The organism is Streptomyces sp. NPDC001514, from assembly GCF_053597075.1.
The window spans coordinates 51,413-71,970 of record NZ_JBSFHO010000015.1 but is presented as its reverse complement, the minus strand read 5'-3'; the positions used below and the strand labels follow the sequence as shown (position 1 = coordinate 71,970).

Here is a 20,558-nt window from a genome sequence, read left to right as displayed (position 1 = left end):
TCCCCCGTGCCGGACGGACGTGTGCCCCGAGGGTGACGCCGTGGCGTCACCCTCGGGGCAGCGCCTTCGCCAGCTTTTCGTCCAGGGCCTTGGCGAGCTGTGCGGCGGAGGGCGGGCTGTCACCGAACAGCCTTCCCAGCTCGGCGGCGAAGGTCTGGGTGAAGGCGCCGTAGAGCGGGGTGCGGGGGCGCTGGACGGCGTTCCGCAGTGCGGGCAGCAGGATGGTGCGTGCGTACGCGGGACGGCCGTACCCGTCCCGCGGCATCCGGTCGGTGGTCTCGCCGGACGGGGAGGTGGACGGGGACGGGCCTGCCGTGCCGGGCGGCCGCACCGACTCGCAGGTCAGGCCGTCGTCGTCGTACGCGGACACCCTGGTCGCCGCGAACCCCGCGTTGAGCAGGCAGCGTTCGCTCTCCCTGCTGGTGAGGAACTCGATCAGCTCCTGTGCGGTGGCGCTCCGCTGCGACGCCTGGGTCACGGCCAGGTTCTGGCCGCCCAGCACCGCCCTGCCCGGCAGCGGGACCACTCCGAGCTGCTGGTCGGAGAGCGTCTGGTGCAGGGAGCCGTAGGCGTACGGCCAGTGGCGCAGGAAGGCGGTGCGGCCGTCGGCGAAGTCGGTGAGCGACCGGGCCTCGTCGGAGTGGATGGCGTCCCCGAGGGTGTACGGGGCCTGGGCGCGGTTGCGCAGCTCGTCCAGCCCCGCTTGCAGGTCCGTCACCGAACCGGCGTAGCGGCCGTCACCGTCGGTGAGGGAGAAGCCGTCGGTGGCCGAGGCGAACGCCTCGATGCCGTTGACGGTGAGGCCCTCGTACGACGCGTCGAGCTGCGTCGTCCAGCCCTTCTCGTAGCCGGCCGGCACCTTCTGGCCCGCGTCGTCGAGAGTGTCGATCAGCTGCTGGATCTCGGACCACCGGGTGACCTTGCCGAGGTCGGTGTCCGTCACGCCCGCCTTCTTGAGGTAGTCGTGCCGGTAGTAGAGCAGCCCGACGTCGCTGTTGAACGGAACGGCGTACACCTTGTCGTTCCAGCGGGCCGTGGCGGCAACGGACTCGATGACATCCCCGTCGACCAGGCCGTCGGGCAGTGGCCGGACGAGACCCGCTTCCGCGAATTCCGGTACCCAGGTCACGTCGAGATTGACCACGTCGTACTCCGCGCTGCCGGACTGGAGCGCGCCCAGCAGCTGGCTGCGCTGCTGGTCGGCGGAGCCCGACAGCTCGACCAGGCGGGCCCGGTGGCCCTTCCCCGCCTGCCGCCGGTTCCACTCGTCGATGAGCTGCTGGCGGATGCCGCCCCTGCCGGTGACGTCACGGCCGCTGGCCACCACGATGTCGCCCGCGGGCTCCGCGGCACCCGTGGCTCCGGGGTTGCCGGTGCCGTCGGTGCCGGCCCCGCCGTCGCCGGTGCAGGCGCCGACGGCGAGGAGGAGGGCGAGGCCAAGGGCGCCGACGACATGGCGCCTTCCGCTCGTGCGCCTCGTTCGCCTCGTCATTCCTCCCCCGTTCCGGTCCTGGCGACCTCGTCCCGCAGTGCCGCGACGAGATCGCTCCTCGTGTCCAGGCAACGCCCGCCGCTCGCCTCGGAGATGGCCGCATCCGGCTTGCCCTTGTCGCATCCGCCGCTGTCCAGGGACGCCATGAGGACAGGAACCTTCCTGTTGAGGTGCGGGGAGAGATCGGACAGGCCCTGCGGCCACGGCCCGGCACACGGCCGTTCGGGGGCGGCAGCCCCCGGGGAGAGGGAAATCGCGGCAGACTGCTGACCATGCGTCATGCCTACAGCGTCGAGACCGTACGGGCCGCCGAGGCCGAGCTGATGGCCCGGCTGCCGGAGGGCGCGCTCATGCAGCGCGCCGCCGCCGGCCTCGCCGCCGCGGCCGCCGGTCTGCTCGGGCGGGTGTACGGGTCCAGGGTCGTGGTGCTCGCGGGCAGCGGGGACAACGGGGGCGACGCGCTGTACGCGGGGGCCAGACTCGCCCGGCGCGGCGCCGCCGTGCACGCCGTGCTGCTCAGCCCCGACCGCGCCCATCGGGCCGGTCTTGCGGCACTCGTGAAGGCCGGGGGCCGGGTCGCCGACGACCCGTACGAGGTGCTGGCGGTGGCGGACCTGGTCCTGGACGGGATCACGGGCATCGGCGGCCGCGGCGGCCTGCGGCCCGACGCCGTGCCGGTCGCACGCGCGGCGCGCGGATCCAACGCCGTGGTCGTCGCCGTCGACCTGCCGAGCGGGATCGAGGCGGACACGGGCGAGGTCGCGGGGGAGGCGCTGCGGGCCGATGCGACCGTCACGTTCGGTACGTACAAGCCGGGCCTGCTGATCGACCCCGCGCGCGAGTACACGGGCGCCGTCCGGCTCGTCGACATCGGGCTCGAGCCGCATCTGCCGTCGGTGCCGGAGCTGGAGGCCCTGCAACACGCGGACGTGGCCCAGCTGTTGCCGGTGCCCGCCGCGGAGAGCGACAAGTACCGGCGCGGGGTCGTGGGCGTCGTCGCCGGGTCCCCGCGCTACCCGGGCGCCGCCGTGCTCGCCGTGGCGGGCGCGCTGCGCGGCGGCGCGGGCGCCGTGCGGTACGTGGGCCCGGGCGCCGACGCCGTCATCGCCCGCTTCCCGGAGGCGCTGGTCCACGGCTGGCCCCCGTCGAAGGCGGGCCGCGTCCAGGCCTGGGTCGTCGGTCCCGGCCTGGGCGACGGGCCCGGCGTGGACGAGGTACTGGACTCCGACGTACCGGTGCTGGTCGACGCGGACGGGCTCAGGGGCCTCGACCCGGCCGCCGTGCGCGCCCGTTCCGCCCCGACGCTGCTCACCCCCCACGCGGGTGAGGCCGCCGCGCTGCTCGGCGTGTCGCGCGCGGAGGTCGAGGGGGCGAGGCTGGCCTCCGTGCGGGCGCTGTCCGCGCAGTACGGGGCGACGGTGCTGCTCAAGGGCTCCACGACCCTCGTGACGAGCCCCGATCCGCGCCGCCCGGTCCGGGTGAACCCGACCGGCACCTCCTGGCTGGCCACCGCGGGGAGCGGCGATGTGCTGTCCGGGCTGGCCGGCTCCCTGCTCGCGGCGGGCCTGGCACCGTTCGACGCCGCTTCGGTGGCCGCGTATCTGCATGGGCTCGCCGCCCGACTCGCATCCCACGACGCCCCGGTCTCGGCCCATGACGTGGCCACGGCGATTCCACGCGCCTGGCGCGACACGAGGACGCCCTGACGGACGGGCGCCGGCCCACCCGTTCCGGATGCTTGTCGTACGAAACCACGAGGTCCGACCCGTCACGCGGGTGACCAGGGCCACTCGTGGTCGCTGCCGTACGAACTCTGTCGTGGGGCTCTGAGAGACTGACGGCGATGACTCAGAACGCACCCTTTCGAGCCCGCGCCGAGATCGACCTCGCCGCGCTGCGCGCCAACGTCCGCGCCCTGCGCGCGCGGGCGCCCCGCGCTGCCGTGATGGCCGTGGTGAAGTCGGACGCGTACGGACACGGGATGGTGCCCTGTGCGAAGGCCGCGCTCGAGGCGGGCGCGACCTGGCTCGGCACCGCGACGCCCGAGGAGGCGCTCGCGCTGCGGGCGGCCGGGATCCGCAGCCGGGTGCTGTGCTGGCTGTGGACGCCCGGCGGGCCCTGGCGCGACGCCATCGAGGCCGACCTGGACATGGCGGTGAGCGGCCTGTGGGCGCTGCGCGAGGTCACCCGCGCCGCGCGCGAGGCGGGCCGCCCGGCCCGTATCCAGCTCAAGGCCGACACCGGCCTCGGGCGCAACGGCTGCCCGCCGGCCGACTGGGCGGAGCTGGTCGCCGCCGCGCGCGCCGCCGAGGAGGCGGGCACGGTCGAAGTCACGGGCCTGTGGTCGCACTTCGCGTGCGCGGACGAGCCGGGGCATCCCTCCATCGCCGCCCAACTGGCCGTCTTCAAGGATCTGGTGGCGTACGCCGAGAAGGAGGGCATCGAGCCCGAGGTCCGGCACATCGCCAACTCCCCGGCCACACTGAGCCTTCCCGAGACGCACTTCGACCTGGTGCGCACGGGCATCGCGGTGTACGGCATCTCGCCCAGCCCAGAACTGGGCACACCGGCCGATTTCGGGCTCAGGCCCGTCATGACGCTCAAGGCCTCCGTGGCGCTCGTCAAGCACGTCCCGGCGGGCCACGGAGTCAGCTACGGGCATCACTACGTCACGGAGGGCGAGACCACGCTGGGCCTGATCCCCGTCGGTTACGCGGACGGCATCCCCCGGCACGCGTCGGGCCGCGGCCCGGTGCTGGTCGGGGACAGCGTGCGGCGCGTGGCGGGCCGGGTCGCGATGGACCAGTTCGTGGTCGACCTCGGCCCGGACGGCGGCACCGTCCAGGAGGGGGACGAGGCGGTGCTGTTCGGCCCGGGCGACCGTGGCGAGCCGTCCGCCGAGGACTGGGCCGAGGCCGCCGGCACCATCGCGTACGAGATCGTCACCCGGATCGGCGCGCGCGTCCCGCGCGTCTACATCGACGAGCAGTGACGAGACCCTGAGACCTGGACCACTGAGACCTGGACCACTGAGACCTGGACCTGTAGGAGCGGCACGGTGAGCGAGAACAGCGCGGGGGACGTGGCGGCGGCGATGACCGACGCCGCCACGGGCAACTGGCGCCGGGCGGGCTTCGCCGGCGCCGCCATAGGGGTGATCGCCGCCGGTGCGGCGGCGGGCGTCGCGATAGAGCGCATGACCGTGGGCCGCGGTATGCGGCGCAAGGCCCGGCTCGCCCTGGACGCCTCCGGTCCCTACGGTGGGCTTCGCGGCACCCCCGGCCGGGCCACCGCGGACGACGGCACGGCGCTCTACTACGAGATCGACGAGGTCGACCCGGAGGCGGGCGGCGCGGCGCCGCGCAGGCGCCGGCTGTTCGGCCGCAAGTCACCCGCGCCGGTCACCGTCGTCTTCAGCCATGGCTACTGCCTCAGCCAGGACTCGTGGCACTTCCAGCGGGCCGCCCTGCGCGGCCTGGTCCGCACGGTCCACTGGGACCAGCGCAGCCACGGCCGCTCCGGCCGTGGGGCCTCCCAGTCCGGTCCCGACGGTGTGCCGGTCTCCATCGACCAGCTGGGCCGCGACCTCAAGGCGGTCATCGAAGCGGCCGCGCCCGAGGGCCCGCTGGTGCTGGTCGGCCATTCCATGGGCGGCATGACGATGATGGCCCTGGCCGACGCGTACCCCGAGCTGATCCGGGAGCGCGTCGTCGGCGTCGCCTTCGTCGGTACGTCGGCGGGCAGGCTCGGCGAGGTGAACTACGGCCTGCCGGTGGCGGGCGTGAACGTGGTACGGCGCGTGCTGCCGGGGGTCCTGAAGGCGCTCGGCTCGCAGGCGGAACTGGTCGAGCGGGGCCGCAGGGCCACGGCCGACCTGTTCGCGGGCCTGATCAAGCGGTACTCGTTCAGCTCGAAGGACGTGGACCCGGCCGTGGCCCGGTTCGCCGAGCGGATGATCGAGGGCACCCCGATCGATGTGGTCGCCGAGTTCTACCCGGCGTTCCAGGAGCACGACAAGGCCGACGCGCTCGATGTCTTCCAGGAGGTCCCGGTGCTGGTCCTGGCCGGGGACAAGGACCTGGTCACGCCCAGTTCGCACAGCGAGGGGATCGCGGATCTGCTGCCCGACTCGGAGCTGGTGATCGTGCCGGACGCCGGGCATCTGGTGATGCTGGAGCACCCCGAAACGGTCACGGACCGGCTGGCCGATCTGCTGGCGCGTGTCGGGGTGCTCCTGCCGTGCGGCTAACGTTGGCACGTGTGACTCCGTCCACCGCTGGCGCGGCGGACTTCCAACCCAAACGGGTTGCGGTCCAGCCCGAACCGGCCTCCGAAAAGGCGAGAAAAAGCTAGCACGGCGATCAGTGTCGGCGCAGCGAATGGGAAACAGATGGAAGCAACCCACAGCCCGGCGGCTGAGGCCGCCACTCGTCTGACCCTCACCTCCCCGGACCAGATGCAGGAGCTGGGCCGCCGGCTCGCGAAGCTGTTGCGGCCCGGCGATCTGGTGTTGCTCTCCGGTGAGCTCGGCGCGGGCAAAACGACGCTGACGCGCGGGCTCGGTGAGGGCCTGGGTGTGCGCGGCGCCGTCACGTCCCCGACCTTCGTCATCGCCCGCGTGCACCCCTCGCTGGTCGGCGGCCCTGCTCTGGTGCACGTCGACGCGTACCGCCTGGGCGGCGGGCTCGACGAGATGGAGGACCTCGACCTCGACGTCTCGCTGCCCGAGTCGGTCGTGGTCGTGGAGTGGGGTGACGGCAAGGTCGAGGAGCTGTCCGACGACCGTCTGCACGTGGTCATCCACCGGGTCGTCGGCAACACGGACGACGAGCGCCGCACGGTCACCCTGACGGGTGTCGGGGCGCGCTGGGAGGACGCGGGGCTCGAGGGGCTCACGGCCTGACCGGCCCGACGGGTTCTGCCCGCGCGGAAGCATTGGTCTTTTCCGACAACGTTCCGACAAGACGTCGGCAAACTGTTGCGTCCGCCGCTCCGGGCGTGGTCACATGGATACCACGACCTGGTTAGGTCTACCTAACCTCGCCTGCCCCCGGAGCCCCAGGAGGCATTCATGTCGGCGTCCGAGCGCGAAGCGCAGCCGCAGTCGCGGCCGCGGTCACCGTCGGCCTTCTCGATGCGGGATCTGCTGGCGTCGTGCGCGGCGGCCAGTGCGGTCTCCACTCCGCCGCGGCAGCGCGACGCGGAGAAGGCGGAGTCTGCCGAGGCCGGCCGGCGGGAGGAGCGGCGCGACGCCGCGTAGCCCGTACGAGTGGTGTACGTACGAGTGGCGCACGCGCGTGTGCGGCCGTGCGGCAGTAGGTGCTGCAGCCGTTCGGTCGTAGGTGCTACGGAACGACGACGACCTTGGAGCCGATCGTCGCGAACGTCCACATCGCGTTTCCGTCCGCGCGCTTCATCCGCACGCCGCCGGTCTTCTTCTCCGGGTCCGGGCTCTCCATCGACCCGTCCACCGCGGCGCTGAACCCGACGTGCACGCCGTCGACGTTCGCGAACCGCACGACGTGCTCGATCTGCGCTCCGTCCGATCCGCGGATGCTGCCGCTCCGCGAGGTCACGACGTACGCGCCGGGCGGCGGGCTCACCGTGCTCGGCATGACCGGGAAGGTCCGCGAGGGCTGCCCCTTCTCGTCCACGAGCCAGACCCGCTGTTCGCCCAGTGCGTAGACGACGCGCATGCCCTTACCGGAGTCCGGCGGCAGGTCCAGCGGGTTCTTCCGCGGCTGCTCGGCCGCGCTGCCGGAGGGGCGTTCGGCGGGTGACACACCGGCGACGGAGGGCTTCTTGAGGGTCTCGGGCACGTTCGCCGAGGCCTGGTAGGCGAGGAACGCGACCACGGCGAGGGCCGCAGCGGTGAGCCCGGCCACCGTTCCCGAGCTGCTCCTTGCCACCTTCGCTCCCCTCTCGCACGCACGTACCGGGCTGACGGTAGCAGGAGCGGCAGGACGGTACGGGAACCGTGCCCCCCGCGCGTGGCCGTAGGCTGTTTGCGTGCTTCTGCTCGCCGTGGATACCGCCACCCCCGCCGTCACCGTCGCCCTCCACGACGGCAGCTCCGTCGTCGCCGAGGCCACCTCGACCGACGCGCGCCGGCACGGGGAGCTGCTGCTGCCCGCCGTCGACCGCGTCCTCGCCGACGCGGGGCTCAAACTCGCCTCCGTCACGGACCTCGTGGTCGGCGTCGGCCCCGGACCGTACACGGGGCTGCGCGTCGGACTCGTGACCGCCGCGACGTTCGGCTCGGCGCTCGGGGTCCCGGTCCACGGCCTGTGCACGCTCGACGGGCTCGCGTACGCCTCCTGGCTCGACGGGCCCTTCGTGGTGGCGACGGACGCGCGCCGCAAGGAGGTCTACTGGGCGCGCTACGACGGCTTCCGCACCCGGGTGAGCGAGCCGGCCGTCGACCGTCCCGCCGAGATCGCCGACGAGGTCGCCGGGCTTCCGGCGGTCGGTGCCGGGGCGCTGCTGTACCCCGAGACGTTCCCGGACGTCCGCGGCCCCGAGCACCAGTCGGCCGCCGCCCTCGCGTCGCTCGCCGCCGAGAAGCTGGCCGCGGGCGAGGAACTGCTGCCGCCGCGGCCGCTGTATCTGCGCCGCCCGGACGCGCAGGTCCCGAAGAACTACAAGGTGGTCACACCGAAATGACCACCACGACCGCCGCTGTGCTGCGCGAGATGCGGTGGTGGGACATCGAGCCGGTACTGAGCCTCGAGCACGACCTCTTCCCCGAGGACGCCTGGTCGCCCGGGATGTTCTGGTCCGAGCTGGCGCACTCCCGCGGCCCGCGCGCCACCCGCCGCTATGTCGTCGCGGACGATCCCGCGGACGGCCGGATCGTCGGGTACGCGGGCCTCGCCGCGGCCGGCGGACTGGGTGACGTACAGACCATCGCCGTCGCCCGCGACCACTGGGGCACCGGACTCGGGGCCCGGCTCCTGACCGATCTGCTGCAGCACGCCACCGCCTTCGAATGCGACGAGGTGCTTCTGGAGGTGCGCGTGGACAACACCCGCGCCCAGAAGCTGTACGAGCGGTTCGGCTTCGAGCCGATCGGCTTCCGCCGCGGCTACTACCAGCCCGGCAACATCGACGCCCTCGTCATGCGCCTACACGTACACGACGTACAAGGAACCGATAACCATGGCTGACGAACCGCTCGTCCTCGGCATCGAGACGTCCTGCGACGAGACCGGCGTCGGCATCGTCCGCGGCACCACCCTGCTCGCCGATGCCGTCGCCTCCAGCGTCGACGAGCACGCGCGCTTCGGCGGGGTCGTGCCGGAGATCGCGTCGCGCGCGCATCTGGAGGCGATGGTCCCGACCATCGAGCGCGCCCTGAAGGACGCGGGCGTGACCGCCCGCGACCTCGACGGCATCGCGGTCACGGCGGGCCCCGGGCTCGCCGGGGCGCTGCTGGTGGGCGTGTCGGCGGCGAAGGCGTACGCGTACGCGCTGGACAAGCCGCTGTACGGGGTGAACCACCTGGCCTCGCACATCTGCGTCGACCAGCTGGAGCACGGCCCGCTGCCCGAGCCGACGATGGCCCTGCTGGTCTCCGGTGGCCACTCGTCGCTGCTGCTCGCGCCGGACATCACGAGCGACGTACGGCCGATGGGCGCGACGATCGACGACGCGGCGGGCGAGGCCTTCGACAAGATCGCGCGGGTGCTGAACCTGGGCTTCCCGGGCGGTCCGGTCATCGACCGGCTCGCGAAGGAGGGCGACCCGACGGCGATCGCGTTCCCGCGCGGGCTGAGCGGCCCGCGGGACCCGGCGTACGACTTCTCCTTCTCCGGGCTGAAGACGGCCGTCGCCCGCTGGATCGAGGCCAAGCGGAACGCGGGCGAGGACGTGCCCGTACGGGATGTCGCGGCGTCCTTCCAGGAGGCCGTGGTGGACGTGCTGACCCGGAAGGCCGTGCGGGCCTGCAAGGAGGAGGGCGTCGACCACCTCATGATCGGCGGCGGTGTCGCGGCCAACTCGCGGCTGCGCGCGCTCGCGCAGGAGCGCTGCGAGCGGGCGGGGATCCGGCTTCGGGTACCGCGGCCGAAGCTGTGCACGGACAACGGGGCGATGGTCGCGGCGCTCGGCGCGGAGATGGTCGCCAGGAACCGGCCGGCCTCGGACTGGGAGCTGTCCGCCGACTCCTCGCTGCCGGTGACGGACCCTCATGTGCCGGGCGTCCAGCACCACGACCACGACCATGTGCACGAGATCAGCAAGGACAACCTGTACTCATGACGGTCGTCACGCTGATGTGGGAGGCGCGGGCGGCCGAGGGGCGGGGCCCGGAGCTGCTGGAGTGGGCGCGGACGCGGACCCTCGACGCCGTGCCCCTGCGGAGGGAGACCTTCCGGGCGCCGGGTGAGCGGGTCCTGGTGCTGACCTGGTGGGAGACGCCGGGGGACGGCGCCGAGCTGCCGGAACTCCCCGAGCCGGCCACGGACCTGATCACGCGGCCGGTGCACCGCTGGCGCTTCGAGTCGCTCGACTTCCCCAGGGATTGAATCCCGCACCCCCGCACGCAACATCCCGCACCCCCGCACGCAACCCCGTGCGCCGTTCGGCCATCAAGCAGGGCGAACCGGTTCAGGCGTACGGACATGAGGTGCTGGGGTGGGCGGGAACATCGCGGGGCGGCGGCGGGCTGCCGGGGTACTGCTCGCGGCAGGGCTGATGTCCGGGCTGATATCGGGGTGCTCGACCCCCTCGGAGGCGTCGTCCACCCCGCCCTCGTCCACCGCGTCCGCGGCCGCGCCCGGGAGCGCGTCACCGAGCGCGACCGGGCACGGCTCCGCGCCCGGAGCAGCTGCCGACACCGCGGCCGCCTACCGCAAGTGGGGCCTCGAGCCGCTCGCCGCGCCGCCCGCCCCGCCCGCGAAGAAGCCGGTCATGCTGCGCCAGGGCGGTGAGATACCCGTGATCAGTGAGATCCCGACCAAGGACAAGGTCGTCTTCATCACCGTCGACGACGGGGCCGAGAAGGACCCGGAGTTCGTGACGATGATGAGCGAGCTGAAGATCCCCTTCACGATGTTCCTCACCGACGCGGCCATCGCCAGTGACTACGGCTACTTCGAGCGGCTGCAGCGGCTCGGCAACGGCGTACAGAACCACACCCTCACCCACCCCAACCTGCGCACCCTGGGCGCCGCCGCCCAGAAGCGGGAGATCTGCGGCCAGCAGAACAGGCTGGAACGGCACTACGGAACCGCCCCGCGCCTCTTCCGCCCGCCCTACGGCAACTGGAACGAGGACACCCGCGCCGCCGCCAAGGCCTGCGGCGTCGAGGCGATCGTGCTGTGGCGCGAGTCCATGCAGATCAAGAACATGCAGTACCAGCGAGGCGACAGGAAGCTGCACCCCGGCGACATCGTCCTGGCCCACTTCCGGGGGCCCTCCGAGCTGAAGGGCAGGACGATGACCGAGATGACGGCGAACATGCTGCGCCGCATCCAGGAGCAGGGCTTCACGGTCGCGCGCCTCGAGGACTACTTGTGAGAAGCGTCGAGGACCGCGTGCAAAAAACTTGGGCCGCCGTGTCGATCGGCCCGACTCCCGTTCGACGTACAGGGTGAGAGGCGGGGAACAGCCCCCGCCGACCCGACCCGAGGAGTCACCATGCCCCGCTATCTGACGATGGTCCGTGTCAACGAGGCCGAGGCCCCCGCAGAGGGCCCCAGCCATGAGCTCATGGAGCGGATGGGGAACCTGATCGAGGAGATGACCAAGGCCGGCGTCCTGCTGGACACCGCCGGGCTCACCCCGACTTCGCAGGGCACCCGCGTCACCTGGTCCGGCGGAAAGCTCACCGTCACCGACGGACCGTTCACGGAGTCCAAGGAGGTCGTCGGCGGTTACGCGATCATCCAGGCCAAGGACAAGGCAGAGGCCCTGGAGTGGACGAAGCGCTTCCTGCAGATCCACGAGGCCCACTGGAACGTCACCTCCGAGATCCGCGAGATCGTCGAGGGCTGAGCCGCCGATTGCCGCTGCGCCGCGCGGGTGCTCTGATGGGTACCCGTGAGCGCACGAAACGCAGTCGGCGGCGGGACCGGTGGGACCGGCGAACCCGCGGAGACAGCCGAGACCGTTGAGACAGCCGAGACCGTTGAGACAGCCGAGATCGCCGAGACCCTTGAGACAGCCGAGACCGTCGAGACCGTCTTCCGGATCGAGTCCGCACGGATCATCGCCGGCGTGACCCGCATCGTCCGGGACATCGGTATCGCCGAGGAACTCGCGCAGGACGCTCTGGTCGCCGCGCTGGAGCAGTGGCCGGAGTCGGGCGTCCCGGACAACCCGGGCGCCTGGCTCATGGCCACCGCGAAACACCGCGCGATCGATCTCGTACGCCGCCGTGAGACATACGCGCGCAAGCTCGCCGAGATGGGCCGCGACCTGGAGACGGCGGCCGCGGCGTACGAACCGGATCCCGCCGACCTGGTCAGCGGCCCCGGCGACATCGACGACGACCTGCTGCGGCTCGTCTTCACCGCCTGCCACCCGGTCCTCTCCGCCGAGGCGCGCATCGCGCTCACGCTGCGCCTGCTCGGCGGCCTCACCACCGAGGAGATCGCCCGGGCCTTTCTCGTGCCCGAGCCGACCGTCGCGCAGCGCATCGTGCGCGCCAAGCGGACCCTGGCGAAGGCGAGCGTGCCCTTCGAGGTCCCGTACGGCGAGGACCGCGCCGACCGCCTCTCCTCGGTGCTCGAGGTCATCTACCTCATCTTCAACGAGGGTTACGCGGCCACCGCCGGCGACGACTGGCTGCGCCCCGCGCTGTGCGAGGACGCCCTGCGGCTCGCCCGCGTCCTCACCGGCCTCATGCCCAAGGAGCCCGAAGTGCACGGCCTCGCCGCGCTCCTGGAGCTCCAGGCCTCCCGTACGACGGCCCGCACGGGACCCGACGGCGAGCCCGTTCTCCTCGCCGACCAGAACCGCCGCCGCTGGAACCAGCTCCTCATCCGCCGCGGCTTCGCGGCCCTCGGCCGTGCGAACGCCGCGGGCGGCCCGCCCGGCCCGTACGCCCTCCAGGCCGCGATCGCCGCGTGCCACGCGCAGGCCGTGACGTACGAGGACACGGACTGGGCCACCATCGCCGCGCTGTACCGGCGCCTCGCCGCCGTCGCCCCGTCCCCGGTCGTCGAGTTGAACCGCGCGGTCGCCGTCTCCATGGCCGAAGGGCCTGAGGCCGGTCTCGCGATCGTGGACCTCCTCGCAGTCGAACCCGCCCTGAGGGACTACCACTTGCTGCCGAGCGTGCGCGGGGATCTGCTCGCCCGCCTGGGCCGTACCGCCGAAGCCCGGACGGAGTTCGAGCGGGCGGCGTCGCTGGCCCGCAACGCCCGGGAGCGTGAGCTGCTGCTCGCGCGCGCGGGCGAGGTCGCCGGCGACTGACGAGACAAGATCAACCGCCGGTAGTCTCGGGACATGTCCCGCCGTAACCCTCTGCCGCCACCACCGCCGCCCGAGCACATACGCACATGGCCCGACCGCGATGCACTGCTCGCCGACCGGGCGGTGGTGCTGGGGGACCTCGTCAAGCGGCTCCTCGGGGTGCCGAGGCTGCTGTGGTTCCTGCTCGTGGTCGCTGTGCTGCAACTGGGCTGGGGCTTCGTGGGCGCCGGACTGACCTCGCTGGGGCACGGCCTCGTCGATCCTCTGACCCTGCTCGTCATGGTGTTCGGCGGAGCGATCGGTGTCGGGATCATGGTCGCGGGCGGTCTCGCGGTCGGTTCCGGCATCCGGCGCGACCGCCGCCTCCGTGAACTGCTCACCCAGTGGGCCTCGTTGGACCGCGATCCGGCGGGCGACGTCCGCTTCCGCGCGCCCGGCCCGAGCCTGTGCTGGTTCCTGGTCTCCTTCCTCACCGGCGCCTTCGGCCTCTGGCTCTCCTTCGCGACCCCGGCGACCGCACGCCCCGGCAGCTCGACGTACGGCGAGGTCGCGTACCTGATGGGCGTGGGCGTCATCCTCTGGGTGGCGGGCCTGATCGGCGCCACGAAGGCGGTGGCCCACTACCGCTGGGCCGTCCGCCTCACCACGGCCGCACCACCTGCGAAGGCGCCCGGCGGCGCGCACCACTGACCGCCCGCGGGGCGATCCGGCACGCTCACCGCCGGCACACAGGGACGAGGGTTGCGGCCCGAGGCGTGGATGACCCCCGCTGCGCCGCCGGATTACGCCACCGGTCCGCCGATCAGCATCGTCGGCGCGCCCGCCACGCGGGTCAGGAAGACCGTCGCCGCGTTCGGGCCCTTCGGCTTGACCTTGCGGCGGACCTCCTCCGGCTCGACCGCCGAGCCGCGCTTCTTGACCGTCAGGTTGCCGACCTCGCGCTCGTGCAGGAGGGCCTTCAACCTCTTCAGGTTGAAGGGGAGTTCGTCGCTGATCTCGTAGGCCGTGGCGTAGGGCGTCGGGCGGAGCTCGTCCGCCGTGATGTACGCGATCGTCTCGTCGACGAGGCCGCCGGCGAGGTCCTCGGCGATCTCGGCGACGAGATGCGCGCGGATGACGGCGCCGTCGGGCTCGTACAGATAGCGGCCGAGCTTGCGGACGGCGGGATTCGGGAGGCCGCGGGAGGTGACGGTGGCGCCGGAGGGGAGGAGGGTGGCGCGGCGGGTGCCGGGGGCGGTGCCGAACCAGAGGACCGCCTCCTTCACATCTCCGTGGTCCGAGATCCACTCGGCCTCGGCGTCCTCGGGGACCGCCTCGTGCGGGATGCCGGGGGCGATCTTGAGCGCCGCGTGCCGGGCCGTGCGGGCCACACCGGTCGCCCAGGACAGCGGCGGGGAGTAGGCCTCGGGATCGAAGATCCGCCCCCGTCCGCCCCTGCGGGCCGGATCGGCGAAGACCGCGTCGTACGGCGAGGTGTCGGTCTCGGTGACGTCCTCGCAGCGGACCTCGATCAGTCCGGCCAGGCCGAGGGCCTCGACGTTGGTGCGGGCCGTCTCGGCGGTGAGCGGGTCGCGGTCGACCGCGAGGACGGAGATCCCGGCGCGGGCGAGCGCGATCGCGTCGCCGCCGATGCCGCAGCACAGGTCCGCCACGGAGCGTACGCCGAGGGCGCGGAGGCGTCCGGCGCGGTACGCGGCGACCGACGTGCGCGTCGCCTGCTCGACGCCGTTGGGCGTGAAGTACATGCGGAACGCGTCCTCCGCGCCGAACTTCGCCACCGCCCGCTGCCGCAGCCGCGCCTGGGCGAGCGCCGCCGAGACAAGCTCCGCCGGGTGATCACGGCGCAGCCGGGTCGCGAGGGCGAGCTCCTGGGCCGGGTCGTAGTCGCGCAGGGCGGCGAGCAGGGCCTGTCCCTCGTCGCCGAGCAGCGGTCCGAGGTGGGGGAAGGAGGCGTCGTTCACCCGGCCATTGTCGGCCAGGCGGGGGATGGTGCGGCGCCGGGCGGCGGTGTCGGGCCGTCGTGGCGGGGCTGCGCTGACAGGATGCGGCGCCATGGAGCCAGTACGACAAAAGGGAAATATGCGAAAACGATCACCGGATTGGGCCGCAGTGCCGACCTGGTGGAACGGGCGCGCGCGGCAGCCCCGCCGGGACCGGCGCGCGGCCCTGTACCGGCAGCGCCACCGCGCGGTGCTGGCCGCACTGCTCATCGCCGCTGCCGGCTCCGCCTGTGCGGCCGAGCCGTCCGGTACCGCCACCACGGATCCGCGAGCCCCCAAGCCCGCCGCCCATGGCGGGCCACAGGGGGCCCCCGGCTCGGCCGGGGCGCTCTCCGACTACGCGAGACGGACGAAGAAGGCCTACGCCGCCCGGGTCGCGGCCGCCAAGCGCTGGGGGCTCGACAAGCCCCCGCTCGTCGCACCCCCGCCGCCCGCCGAGAAGCCCACGATCACCACCCGCAAGGGCTTCGAGGTCGACGACCACGAGGGACTGCCGCCCGTCTTCACGACCGTGCCGACGAAGGAGAAGGTCGTCTTCCTCACGATCGACGACGGGGCCGAGAAGGACCCCGAGCTGCTGAGGATGATGAGCGAGCTGGACATCCCGTACAGCGCGTTCCTCAGCGACTACCTCATTCGGGACGACTACGAGTACTTCGAGGAGATGCAGGACCGCGGTGTCTCCCTGAACAACCACACCCTCACCCACCCGTACCTGCCCGCGCTTTCGTACAAGAAGCAGAAGGAGGAGATCTGCGGGCAGCAGAGGAAGATCAAGAAGCGGTTCGGGGAGCGTCCCCGGCTCTTCCGGCCGCCGTACGGGAGCTACAACGAGGACACGCTGAGGGCCGCCAAGTCGTGCGGGGTGAAGGCCGTGCCGCTGTGGGCCGAGGAGGCGTTCCCCGACCACATGGAGTGGCGGGAGTGGGACCACACGCTGCACCCCGGCGACATCATCCTCACGCACTTCCGCGGCAAGGAGCAGTGGAAGGGCAGCATGCCCGACTTGATCCGGCAGGTCATGAACGTCGCTACCGCGAAGGGCTATGCCGTGGCCCGGCTGGAGGACTACGTGTGAGGGGGCGGGCTGCGGACGGGATGACGTGCACGGCGTTCTCCGGCCCGTAGCCCTGGCCCCCGGCGCACCCGTGACGGCTGCCGCCTGCGCTGTGGCAGGCGCAGCGGCCGCCGCGGGCGAAGGCGCCGGGCGCGACCCTGTCGGACGGCATCCCCGTAGGTCGTACGGAACGCCGCGCCGCGTCCCGTCGTTGTCCTGTCGGTGTCCGGCTCGAGATCGAGCCGCGGCTTCAGGAGATCGAGCCACAGCTCCCGGCCGCCCGCGCTCGGCGCGCGGGGGATTGGCACTCCGCTTGACCGAGTGCTAATCGCGGTCATAGTCTCGGCTCTGGCACTCCCCACCGGAGAGTGCCAAAACAGCGACGGGCAGGTCCGGCACCCGCGACGACGGATCGACCTGGTCGCCACCTCAGACAGTCAAACCCCGTGAGATCTCCGAAGGGGGAGGTCGGATCGTGACGACCACCAGCTCCAAGGTTGCCATCAAGCCGCTCGAGGACCGCATCGTGGTCCAGCCGCTCGACGCCGAGCAGACCACGGCCTCTGGCCTGGTCATTCCGGACACCGCCAAGGAGAAGCCCCAGGAGGGCGTCGTCCTGGCCGTCGGCCCGGGCCGCTTCGAGAACGGCGAGCGCCTGCCGCTCGACGTCAAGACCGGCGATGTCGTGCTCTACAGCAAGTACGGCGGCACCGAGGTGAAGTACAACGGCGAGGAGTACCTCGTCCTCTCGGCCCGCGACGTGCTCGCGATCGTCGAGAAGTAATTCACCGGCAGATTTGCTTTGAGCCGCGCCCCTGGCCCCCGCATCGTAAGAAGCCGGGCGGTCCGGGGCGCGGTTCGTTTTGAGAGGACTTGAGAAGCTCCATGGCGAAGATCCTGAAGTTCGACGAGGACGCCCGTCGCGCCCTTGAGCGCGGCGTCAACAAGCTCGCCGACACGGTCAAGGTGACGATCGGCCCCAAGGGCCGCAACGTCGTGATCGACAAGAAGTTCGGCGCCCCCACCATCACCAACGACGGTGTCACGATCGCCCGCGAGGTCGAGATCGACGACCCGTACGAGAACCTCGGCGCCCAGCTGGTGAAGGAGGTGGCGACCAAGACCAACGACATCGCTGGTGACGGCACCACCACCGCCACCGTGCTCGCCCAGGCCCTGGTCCGCGAGGGTCTGCGCAACGTCGCCGCCGGTGCCTCCCCGGCCGCCCTGAAGAAGGGCATCGACGCCGCGGTCAAGGCCGTCTCCGACGAGCTGATCGCCACCGCGCGTCCGATCGAGGAGAAGTCCGACATCGCCGCCGTCGCCGCGCTGTCCGCCCAGGACCAGCAGGTCGGCGAGCTCATCGCCGAGGCGATGGACAAGGTCGGCAAGGACGGTGTCATCACCGTCGAGGAGTCCAACACCTTCGGTCTGGAGCTGGACTTCACCGAGGGCATGGCCTTCGACAAGGGCTACCTCTCCCCGTACATGGTCTCCGACCAGGAGCGTATGGAGGCCGTCCTCGACGACCCGTACATCCTGATCAACCAGGGCAAGATCTCCTCGATCCAGGACCTGCTGCCGCTGCTGGAGAAGGTCATCCAGGCGGGTGGCTCCAAGCCGCTGCTGATCATCGCCGAGGATGTCGAGGGCGAGGCGCTCTCCACCCTCGTCGTCAACAAGATCCGCGGCACCTTCAACGCGGTCGCGGTCAAGGCCCCCGGCTTCGGTGACCGCCGCAAGGCGATGCTCCAGGACATGGCCACCCTCACCGGTGCCACCGTCATCGCCGAGGAGGTCGGCCTCAAGCTCGACCAGGCCGGTCTGGACGTGCTGGGCTCCGCCCGCCGCGTCACCATCACCAAGGACGACACGACGATCGTCGACGGCGGCGGCAGCTCCGAGGACGTCCTCGGCCGGGTCAACCAGATCAAGGCCGAGATCGAGTCCACGGACTCCGACTGGGACCGCGAGAAGCTCCAGGAGCGCCTCGCGAAGCTGGCCGGCGGCGTGTGCGTGATCAAGGTCGGCGCCGCCACCGAGGTGGAGCTGAAGGAGAAGAAGCACCGCCTGGAGGACGCCATCTCCGCGACCCGCGCTGCGGTCGAGGAGGGCATCGTCTCCGGTGGTGGCTCCGCGCTCGTCCACGCCGTGAAGGTGCTGGAGGGCAACCTCGGCAAGGAGGGCGACGAGGCCACCGGTGTCGCGGTCGTCCGCCGCGCCGCCGTCGAGCCGCTGCGCTGGATCGCCGAGAACGCCGGTCTCGAGGGCTACGTCATCACCTCCAAGGTGGCGGAGCTGGAGAAGGGCAACGGCTTCAACGCCGCGACCGGCGAGTACGGCGACCTGGTGAAGGCCGGCGTCATCGACCCGGTCAAGGTCACGCGCTCCGCGCTGGAGAACGCCGCGTCGATCGCCTCCCTGCTGCTCACCACCGAGACCCTCGTGGTGGAGAAGAAGGAAGAGGAGCCGGCGGAGGCGGGCCACGGCCACGGCCACGGTCACTCCCACTGAGCCCACTCACCCGTTCAGGGCTTGAGAAGGCCCCCGTTCCCGGAGAGGGAGCGGGGGCCTTCCGCGTGCCGTACGTACGCTTGGCGGCTACATCTCGAGCACGCCGAGCTGGCCCATCAGGCCCAGCCGGTCGTACTGCCACCAGCTCTCGCAGATCTTGCCCTCACGGCAACGCTGCACGGTCGTCCCGGTCATGGTCACCTGTTTGTCGGTCGCCGTGACCCCCATGAACTCGCCTTTGTGCAGGCCTGTCCAGGTCCAGCGCGTGCATACGCGTTCGCCGTCCGAGATCTGGTCCTCGACCGTGAAGCCGAAGTCGAACCCGCCTTTCCATGTGGCGACTTCCTTGCGGAGTCCCTCCACGCCGACGACGTCCTGCGCGTTGGAGGGATCGTGGTCGAGGTAGTCCTCGGTGAGCAGCTCGCCGAGCAAGGCGGCGTCACCGCTCGGCAGTGCCTCCGTGAAGAACCTGCGGCAGGCCGCCTCGTTCAGCTGCTCGTCCCTGATCACCTCCAGGTCGGTGAACGTCGGCAGGCCGTCGCACAGGGCGACCATCTCCTGGAAGATCCGGTCGGTCTCGGGCAGGTTGGAGTTCTTCATCGCCTCTTCGTACGACGGGAACTCGACGATCTCCACGACATGGGTCGAGTCGGAGCGGTCCGTGCCGAGGAGGCTGTGGGTCGCGGTGCGCCTGCCCTTGGTCTGCTCGATCCAGGTGTCCATGAGCCGGTTGAGCTCGTCCACGCGATCCGTCTTGCAGTCGATCAATTGTACGAATGTCATGGCGTCACCCCGGAGGTCGCTGGGATACGCCCATTTTAGTGAGAAATGCCCCTTAGGGCCGATTATGCGGAAGGGGCGCCGTCGTCCACCCCGCACGACGCCCGGACGTTCAGCCGTGGCAGGAGCGTCACATGCCGCCGCGGCTCGTCCGCGGCCTGCGCCGCGCCACCCGTCAGCCGCTCGATCAGCAACTCCGCTGCCTGCTTCCCCACATGACGCTTCGGCGGGGCAACGGCCGTGAGCGGTGTGCCGGCGAGCGCCGCGACCTCGTCGTCGTACGCGATCAGGGCCAGATCCTCCGGCACCCGTAGACCCAGCTCGGCCAGGCGCTGCACCAGCTGGATCGCGTCCACGTCGTTGTGCACGAGCGCCGCCGTCGCCTCGCCCGACACCACTGCCGCCCGCAGTGCCTGCGCGGCCGCCTCGAAGCCCTCGGGGTCCTGCTCGGCCGGCACCGAATCGATCACCGGCGCGGGTGCGCGCAACCCGAGCGCCCCCAGCGCCTCCCCGTACCCGGAGCGCACGGCCAGCGCCGTCGGGCTGTCCGCGCGCGCCATCAGCAGCGGTGTCCCGCGCCCGAGCCCCACCAGGTGGCGCACGGCGAGCAGCACCCCGTGCCGGTGGTCGGACGAGACCCGGTCCAGCTCGTCCAGCGCGCTCCCCGGCACCGGCCGGCGCTCCAGCAGTACGGCGGGCACGGGCAGTTCGGCGATCCAGTCACCGTGCTCGGCCGGGTCGTCGGGACTGCGCCACCCGGGCGCGATCAGCAGCCCGTCGGCGCCCGCGTCCAGCAGCCCTTCGGTGTGCGCGCGGTCCTCGGCCGGGCGGTAGTCGGAGATCCGCAGGACGATCCGTGCCCCGGCGCGCGCGGCCGCCTCGCTCGCCCCGCGGATCACCTCCGCGAAGTAGTACGTCGCCGAGGGCGCGAGCATGCCGAGCACCAGGCCGCTCCCGTCCGGGCGCTGCTGGGGGAGTGTGTGCCCCTCCGGCCACGACACCGACCCGTGCGCCCGGTCCAGCAGCCCCCGCCCGGCGAGCGCCTCCACGTCCCGGCGCACGGTCACCGCGGACACCCCGAGTTGGCCCGCGAGGTCGGCCACGCGCGCGGTGCCGCGCTCCCGCACCAGGTCGAGCAGTCTGTCGTGACGTTGGGCAGCACTCGCGCGCACGGCGGCAGTCCCCCTCGCGATGTGGTGGTCCGGTGAGCCGGACATTAATGCAACGTGATCGAACGACAAGAATTTCGATCATTCGCTCAAACTAGTTGACCTTCGAACAATCCGTGCCCATGATG

The 20,558-nt window shown here is 71.9% G+C and carries 22 protein-coding genes; 16 read left to right on the top strand and 6 right to left on the bottom strand.

Translation table 11 applies throughout. The features are described from left to right. Nucleotides 1-46 precede the first annotated feature (46 nt). Both ACWCXB_RS17805 and ACWCXB_RS17800 read right to left on the bottom strand, forming a co-directional pair. Entirely contained in the window at nt 47-1,492 is a 1,446-nt protein-coding gene (locus tag ACWCXB_RS17805; protein WP_450723837.1) for an extracellular solute-binding protein, read from the bottom strand. Beyond that, nucleotides 1,489-1,638, bottom strand: coding sequence for a hypothetical protein (locus tag ACWCXB_RS17800; protein WP_450723835.1), 150 nt, complete (start codon nt 1,636-1,638; stop codon nt 1,489-1,491). Before ACWCXB_RS17800 ends, ACWCXB_RS17805 begins: the two co-directional genes overlap by 4 nt. A gap of 126 nt (nt 1,639-1,764) precedes the next feature. Here ACWCXB_RS17800 and ACWCXB_RS17795 point away from each other — a divergent pair, with 126 nt between their 5' ends. From ACWCXB_RS17795 to ACWCXB_RS17775, 5 genes are all read left to right on the top strand, one after another. Next, entirely contained in the window at nt 1,765-3,198 is a 1,434-nt protein-coding gene (locus tag ACWCXB_RS17795) for an NAD(P)H-hydrate dehydratase (protein ID WP_450723833.1), read from the top strand. Nucleotides 3,199-3,335: 137 nt separating this feature from the next. Beyond that, nucleotides 3,336-4,484 (top strand): alanine racemase, encoded by a 1,149-nt coding sequence (gene alr / locus ACWCXB_RS17790; RefSeq protein WP_450723831.1) that lies wholly within the window; start codon nt 3,336-3,338, stop codon nt 4,482-4,484. A gap of 66 nt (nt 4,485-4,550) precedes the next feature. Then, nucleotides 4,551-5,741 (top strand): alpha/beta fold hydrolase, encoded by a 1,191-nt coding sequence (locus ACWCXB_RS17785; RefSeq protein WP_450723829.1) that lies wholly within the window; start codon nt 4,551-4,553, stop codon nt 5,739-5,741. 141 nt (nt 5,742-5,882) lie between these two features. Then, nucleotides 5,883-6,395, top strand: coding sequence for a tRNA (adenosine(37)-N6)-threonylcarbamoyltransferase complex ATPase subunit type 1 TsaE (gene tsaE, locus ACWCXB_RS17780; protein ID WP_450723827.1), 513 nt, complete (start codon nt 5,883-5,885; stop codon nt 6,393-6,395). A gap of 168 nt (nt 6,396-6,563) precedes the next feature. Then, entirely contained in the window at nt 6,564-6,752 is a 189-nt protein-coding gene (locus ACWCXB_RS17775) for a hypothetical protein (protein ID WP_450723825.1), read from the top strand. A gap of 85 nt (nt 6,753-6,837) precedes the next feature. Here the strand turns inward: ACWCXB_RS17775 and ACWCXB_RS17770 are convergent, their stop codons facing one another. Beyond that, nucleotides 6,838-7,401 carry a hypothetical protein gene (locus ACWCXB_RS17770; RefSeq protein WP_450723823.1) on the bottom strand — a complete coding sequence of 188 codons (564 nt, stop codon included), beginning with the start codon at nt 7,399-7,401 and terminating at the stop codon, nt 6,838-6,840. Between the two features lie 100 nt (nt 7,402-7,501). On the opposite strand from ACWCXB_RS17770, the gene tsaB reads away from it, so the two are divergent. From tsaB to ACWCXB_RS17730, 8 genes are all read left to right on the top strand, one after another. Next, nucleotides 7,502-8,155, top strand: coding sequence for a tRNA (adenosine(37)-N6)-threonylcarbamoyltransferase complex dimerization subunit type 1 TsaB (tsaB, locus tag ACWCXB_RS17765; RefSeq protein WP_450723821.1), 654 nt, complete (start codon nt 7,502-7,504; stop codon nt 8,153-8,155). Beyond that, complete coding sequence (gene rimI / locus ACWCXB_RS17760) at nt 8,152-8,658, top strand: ribosomal protein S18-alanine N-acetyltransferase (RefSeq protein WP_450723819.1); 507 nt, start codon at nt 8,152-8,154, stop codon at nt 8,656-8,658. The genes tsaB and rimI overlap by 4 nt, the downstream gene beginning before the upstream one ends. Further along, nucleotides 8,651-9,751, top strand: coding sequence for a tRNA (adenosine(37)-N6)-threonylcarbamoyltransferase complex transferase subunit TsaD (tsaD, locus tag ACWCXB_RS17755; protein ID WP_450723817.1), 1,101 nt, complete (start codon nt 8,651-8,653; stop codon nt 9,749-9,751). The genes rimI and tsaD overlap by 8 nt, the downstream gene beginning before the upstream one ends. Then, nucleotides 9,748-10,017, top strand: a complete 270-nt coding sequence (locus tag ACWCXB_RS17750; protein ID WP_450723815.1) for a hypothetical protein — start codon at nt 9,748-9,750, stop codon at nt 10,015-10,017. The genes tsaD and ACWCXB_RS17750 overlap by 4 nt, the downstream gene beginning before the upstream one ends. Before the next feature lie 169 nt (nt 10,018-10,186). Beyond that, nucleotides 10,187-11,011 carry a polysaccharide deacetylase family protein gene (locus tag ACWCXB_RS17745; protein WP_450724011.1) on the top strand — a complete coding sequence of 275 codons (825 nt, stop codon included), beginning with the start codon at nt 10,187-10,189 and terminating at the stop codon, nt 11,009-11,011. A gap of 120 nt (nt 11,012-11,131) precedes the next feature. Next, nucleotides 11,132-11,488 (top strand): YciI family protein, encoded by a 357-nt coding sequence (locus tag ACWCXB_RS17740; protein WP_450723813.1) that lies wholly within the window; start codon nt 11,132-11,134, stop codon nt 11,486-11,488. Between the two features lie 147 nt (nt 11,489-11,635). After that, nucleotides 11,636-12,910: an RNA polymerase sigma factor gene (locus ACWCXB_RS17735; RefSeq protein WP_450724009.1), complete on the top strand. Its 1,275-nt coding sequence runs from the start codon at nt 11,636-11,638 to the stop codon at nt 12,908-12,910. A 33-nt stretch (nt 12,911-12,943) separates the two neighbouring features. Continuing rightward, nucleotides 12,944-13,600 (top strand): hypothetical protein, encoded by a 657-nt coding sequence (locus ACWCXB_RS17730; protein WP_450723812.1) that lies wholly within the window; start codon nt 12,944-12,946, stop codon nt 13,598-13,600. A 92-nt stretch (nt 13,601-13,692) separates the two neighbouring features. On the opposite strand, the gene ACWCXB_RS17725 is transcribed toward ACWCXB_RS17730, so the two are convergent. Next, nucleotides 13,693-14,964, bottom strand: a complete 1,272-nt coding sequence (locus tag ACWCXB_RS17725; RefSeq protein WP_450723810.1) for a class I SAM-dependent methyltransferase — start codon at nt 14,962-14,964, stop codon at nt 13,693-13,695. Nucleotides 14,965-14,989: 25 nt separating this feature from the next. On the opposite strand from ACWCXB_RS17725, the gene ACWCXB_RS17720 reads away from it, so the two are divergent. The 3 genes from ACWCXB_RS17720 to groL all read left to right on the top strand — a co-directional run bounded on the left by ACWCXB_RS17720 (nt 14,990) and on the right by groL (nt 18,481). Further along, a complete protein-coding gene (locus ACWCXB_RS17720) occupies nt 14,990-15,988 on the top strand; it encodes a polysaccharide deacetylase family protein (RefSeq protein WP_450723808.1) in 999 nt (332 codons plus the stop codon). Nucleotides 15,989-16,442: 454 nt separating this feature from the next. Continuing rightward, nucleotides 16,443-16,751 carry a co-chaperone GroES gene (gene groES, locus ACWCXB_RS17715; protein ID WP_015035628.1) on the top strand — a complete coding sequence of 103 codons (309 nt, stop codon included), beginning with the start codon at nt 16,443-16,445 and terminating at the stop codon, nt 16,749-16,751. 101 nt (nt 16,752-16,852) lie between these two features. Next, on the top strand, nt 16,853-18,481 hold the full coding sequence (groL, locus tag ACWCXB_RS17710) for a chaperonin GroEL (RefSeq protein ID WP_450723806.1): 1,629 nt from the start codon (nt 16,853-16,855) through the stop codon (nt 18,479-18,481). Nucleotides 18,482-18,568: 87 nt separating this feature from the next. On the opposite strand, the gene ACWCXB_RS17705 is transcribed toward groL, so the two are convergent. Together ACWCXB_RS17705 and ACWCXB_RS17700 are read right to left on the bottom strand one after the other, a co-directional pair. Next, a complete protein-coding gene (locus ACWCXB_RS17705) occupies nt 18,569-19,264 on the bottom strand; it encodes an ester cyclase (RefSeq protein ID WP_450723804.1) in 696 nt (231 codons plus the stop codon). Between the two features lie 62 nt (nt 19,265-19,326). Beyond that, nucleotides 19,327-20,433: a substrate-binding domain-containing protein gene (locus tag ACWCXB_RS17700; protein ID WP_450724007.1), complete on the bottom strand. Its 1,107-nt coding sequence runs from the start codon at nt 20,431-20,433 to the stop codon at nt 19,327-19,329. Nucleotides 20,434-20,558: the final 125 nt, after the last annotated feature.

What these genes read in the sequence shown, in the direction of transcription:
- ACWCXB_RS17750 (WP_450723815.1), top strand. Translation starts at nt 9,748, where the DNA reads ATGACGGTCGTCACGCTGATGTGGGAGGCGCGGGCGGCCGAGGGGCGG.
- ACWCXB_RS17705 (WP_450723804.1), bottom strand. Translation starts at nt 19,264, where the DNA reads ATGACATTCGTACAATTGATCGACTGCAAGACGGATCGCGTGGACGAG.
- ACWCXB_RS17795 (WP_450723833.1), top strand. Translation starts at nt 1,765, where the DNA reads ATGCGTCATGCCTACAGCGTCGAGACCGTACGGGCCGCCGAGGCCGAG.
- rimI (WP_450723819.1), top strand. Translation starts at nt 8,152, where the DNA reads ATGACCACCACGACCGCCGCTGTGCTGCGCGAGATGCGGTGGTGGGAC.
- alr (WP_450723831.1), top strand. Translation starts at nt 3,336, where the DNA reads ATGACTCAGAACGCACCCTTTCGAGCCCGCGCCGAGATCGACCTCGCC.
- ACWCXB_RS17730 (WP_450723812.1), top strand. Translation starts at nt 12,944, where the DNA reads ATGTCCCGCCGTAACCCTCTGCCGCCACCACCGCCGCCCGAGCACATA.
- ACWCXB_RS17725 (WP_450723810.1), bottom strand. Translation starts at nt 14,964, where the DNA reads ATGGCGCCGCATCCTGTCAGCGCAGCCCCGCCACGACGGCCCGACACC.
- ACWCXB_RS17805 (WP_450723837.1), bottom strand. Translation starts at nt 1,492, where the DNA reads ATGACGAGGCGAACGAGGCGCACGAGCGGAAGGCGCCATGTCGTCGGC.
- ACWCXB_RS17745 (WP_450724011.1), top strand. Translation starts at nt 10,187, where the DNA reads ATGTCCGGGCTGATATCGGGGTGCTCGACCCCCTCGGAGGCGTCGTCC.
- tsaD (WP_450723817.1), top strand. Translation starts at nt 8,651, where the DNA reads ATGGCTGACGAACCGCTCGTCCTCGGCATCGAGACGTCCTGCGACGAG.
- tsaE (WP_450723827.1), top strand. Translation starts at nt 5,883, where the DNA reads ATGGAAGCAACCCACAGCCCGGCGGCTGAGGCCGCCACTCGTCTGACC.
- groL (WP_450723806.1), top strand. Translation starts at nt 16,853, where the DNA reads ATGGCGAAGATCCTGAAGTTCGACGAGGACGCCCGTCGCGCCCTTGAG.
- ACWCXB_RS17775 (WP_450723825.1), top strand. Translation starts at nt 6,564, where the DNA reads ATGTCGGCGTCCGAGCGCGAAGCGCAGCCGCAGTCGCGGCCGCGGTCA.
- ACWCXB_RS17720 (WP_450723808.1), top strand. Translation starts at nt 14,990, where the DNA reads ATGCGAAAACGATCACCGGATTGGGCCGCAGTGCCGACCTGGTGGAAC.
- ACWCXB_RS17740 (WP_450723813.1), top strand. Translation starts at nt 11,132, where the DNA reads ATGCCCCGCTATCTGACGATGGTCCGTGTCAACGAGGCCGAGGCCCCC.
- ACWCXB_RS17800 (WP_450723835.1), bottom strand. Translation starts at nt 1,638, where the DNA reads ATGGCGTCCCTGGACAGCGGCGGATGCGACAAGGGCAAGCCGGATGCG.